Raw genomic sequence first — 2,163 nt, 5'->3', positions numbered from 1 at the left:
GCCATCATTCCTCATTGGTATGACATGCCTTTCTGCGTTGCTGTCTTGTCAGCCCGCAGCCGCCTTGTTTCCCCTTTTCTTGATGCAGCGAAAAATCAAAGGGTATGGTTGTCTTGCCGTCAAAGAATGCACAAAGCAACAGTTTGTAGCCCAATACGCACCTGCCTTTTACATGATCGAAAACACGACTGATGCCCTCCATCCTCACACCACTCTTCTCAAGCACGGTGTCGTCTATGATGAAACAGGTCGTGGCATCGGATTGAGGAGCTTCGCCATACTTACGCAATAGGCACATGTAACGCAGTGCAAAGCGGTTCATCAAGCGTCTCCAATCCATCTGCGGGCGAATCATCATCCGATAGAAACAGTTCTTACCATGATTTGAAAGCTCATATATCTTACGTTTGCATATGCTGTGGATGCTCTCACCCAAAATGCGAAGAGGCAAAGGGAGAGGATCAACTCCGAAGCGGAAACTCCGTCGTGTTTCTCCAATGACAGGCGAGACAACAGGTGGCCGATGCCAAACTTGCCAAAAAGATGAAATAAATCATCGCTCATTCGACTTTTAACACTCAAGAGTTTGGATAACTCGCTTATTTTCTCTATTTTTGCTTCCATAACAGTTTTGTTGTTTTGTCTTTGAAATCAGTTGTTTTGCGATTACTACTTTACAAAGAAAATTCGACAAACTGTTATTTTTCTATCTGTTTATTAGGGTGGGAAACTTTAGTGAAGTATTATAACATACCCTCCTTGCGTGGAACCAGGCACAAGCGAGCGGACATTTGTTTCGTTATGACGATGGAGTATGATACATTTACATTTGACGCACCAACGGTGTTCATTTCGTTCTGTCCATTTTGTGGTGTGAATTTGTACGACTACTATAAGAGTGACGAATACGTGAATGAGATAGAAGGCGAAACCTTTAAGTTCTTTAAAGACCAATGAGGTGTGTAATATGGCAATGTTGTATGCAGACAAATGAGATTGATAAGATGATAGATATGAAACCGATACTTGGATTTATATTTTCAGTTCTCATTTGCTTATGTCTTACCTCGTGTGCGGGCATATACCGTACTACGTATTACATAACGGAGACGCAAGGATGGAAGAAGGCAGATTATAATGGTGTGAACGACATAGCTTACACCAGCGATACCGCACCAGATTCGATTATGCTTAATGTAAGAGGACCAGGTGCAGCAATTTCAACAGGGCCATTATTCTTTCCCTTTGCCTTTCCCACATGCCTACTGTTTTGGATAAAACACTCCCCAGAGTTGGAGGTTGAAGCCAAATTCTACGTGTGTCAGCCATACACGATTTATCCACAAAGCATTCGCTTTACGGATAATGAGGGGAACATGATGACTCCCACGATGATAGAAAGTCTAGATATAGTTCACGAACAAGACATAACAAAGCTAGACTCTACTGCTATCGTACAGGGTATAAAGACGAGCGGAGCGATAAGGTTGCGTTGGTATTTTAAGGGGAAACAAGCAAAGAAGAAGGGTTTTAGCGTATTGATGGATGCCCCAGCAGTTAACGGAAAGGACGGCAAGCCATTGCTTATCTGGTTCAGACGCAAAACGGTGTATGAATATGTTCCGTTATTTACCCATTGATGCTTGATAAAACTTGTGGCTCTTTCTTTTAAGAGGATTAAAGTAAATATGAAAAGGGTATATTTAATTTTCATCATGGGCAGTCTGTTTTTCTACATTTCAAATGCGCAGACATTAATTGAACAGGTTGAGCGTGCTTACAGCGCGCTCGACTCTGCCTCTTACATCAACAAAATCGTCTTGTCTTATGCAAAGTCGTTAGAAAAGAATGAAGAAGAAACGTACAAATTATTGTATAGCCCCGATAGTGACAGCATGAAGGTCGCTCAGTGGTTCAATAGAGCTGATAGTATGTATCTGAAATATCTTCAAAAAATAAAGTTCTGAATGAGCCAGACATTAGACATTTTGAAAATGAAGTAAAATCAGGAATGCCACTCTACGTTTTGAATTTAAAACTGAAAGATAAGCAGGCATTGCAAGTAGATACTGGCAGGCTGGCCTTTAATCTTTTTTATTTCGACAAAAGATGTAAAGGACGGTTATACGTATATTGCTATGACGGAAAGTATGGTTGGCATGA

The 2,163-nt window shown here is 41.1% G+C and carries 2 protein-coding genes and 1 pseudogene; 2 read left to right on the top strand and 1 reads right to left on the bottom strand.

What is annotated here, in order from left to right; all coding sequences use genetic code 11:
* Positions 1–16 precede the first annotated feature (16 nt).
* A pseudogene (locus HMPREF0670_RS00155) lies at positions 17–624 on the bottom strand (IS4 family transposase); the annotation flags it as partial.
* Positions 625–735: 111 nt separating this feature from the next.
* On the opposite strand from HMPREF0670_RS00155, the gene HMPREF0670_RS16085 reads away from it, so the two are divergent.
* Positions 736–957 carry a hypothetical protein gene (locus tag HMPREF0670_RS16085; protein ID WP_198009285.1) on the top strand — a complete coding sequence of 74 codons (222 nt, stop codon included), beginning with the start codon at positions 736–738 and terminating at the stop codon, positions 955–957.
* Between the two features lie 23 nt (positions 958–980).
* Positions 981–1,640 (top strand): hypothetical protein, encoded by a 660-nt coding sequence (locus HMPREF0670_RS00150; RefSeq protein WP_232213823.1) that lies wholly within the window; start codon positions 981–983, stop codon positions 1,638–1,640.
* Positions 1,641–2,163: the final 523 nt, after the last annotated feature.

Origin of the sequence: Prevotella sp. oral taxon 317 str. F0108, assembly GCF_000162415.1 — a bacterium.
Lineage (GTDB): Bacteria > Bacteroidota > Bacteroidia > Bacteroidales > Bacteroidaceae > Prevotella > Prevotella conceptionensis.
The sequence above is the reverse complement of the archived record's forward strand: the minus strand, read 5'-3'. Positions and strand labels throughout refer to the sequence as shown.

Bases quoted from the DNA above. Each gene is read 5' to 3' on its own strand.
- HMPREF0670_RS00150 (WP_232213823.1), top strand. From the start codon at position 981: ATGCAGACAAATGAGATTGATAAGATGATAGATATGAAACCGATACTT.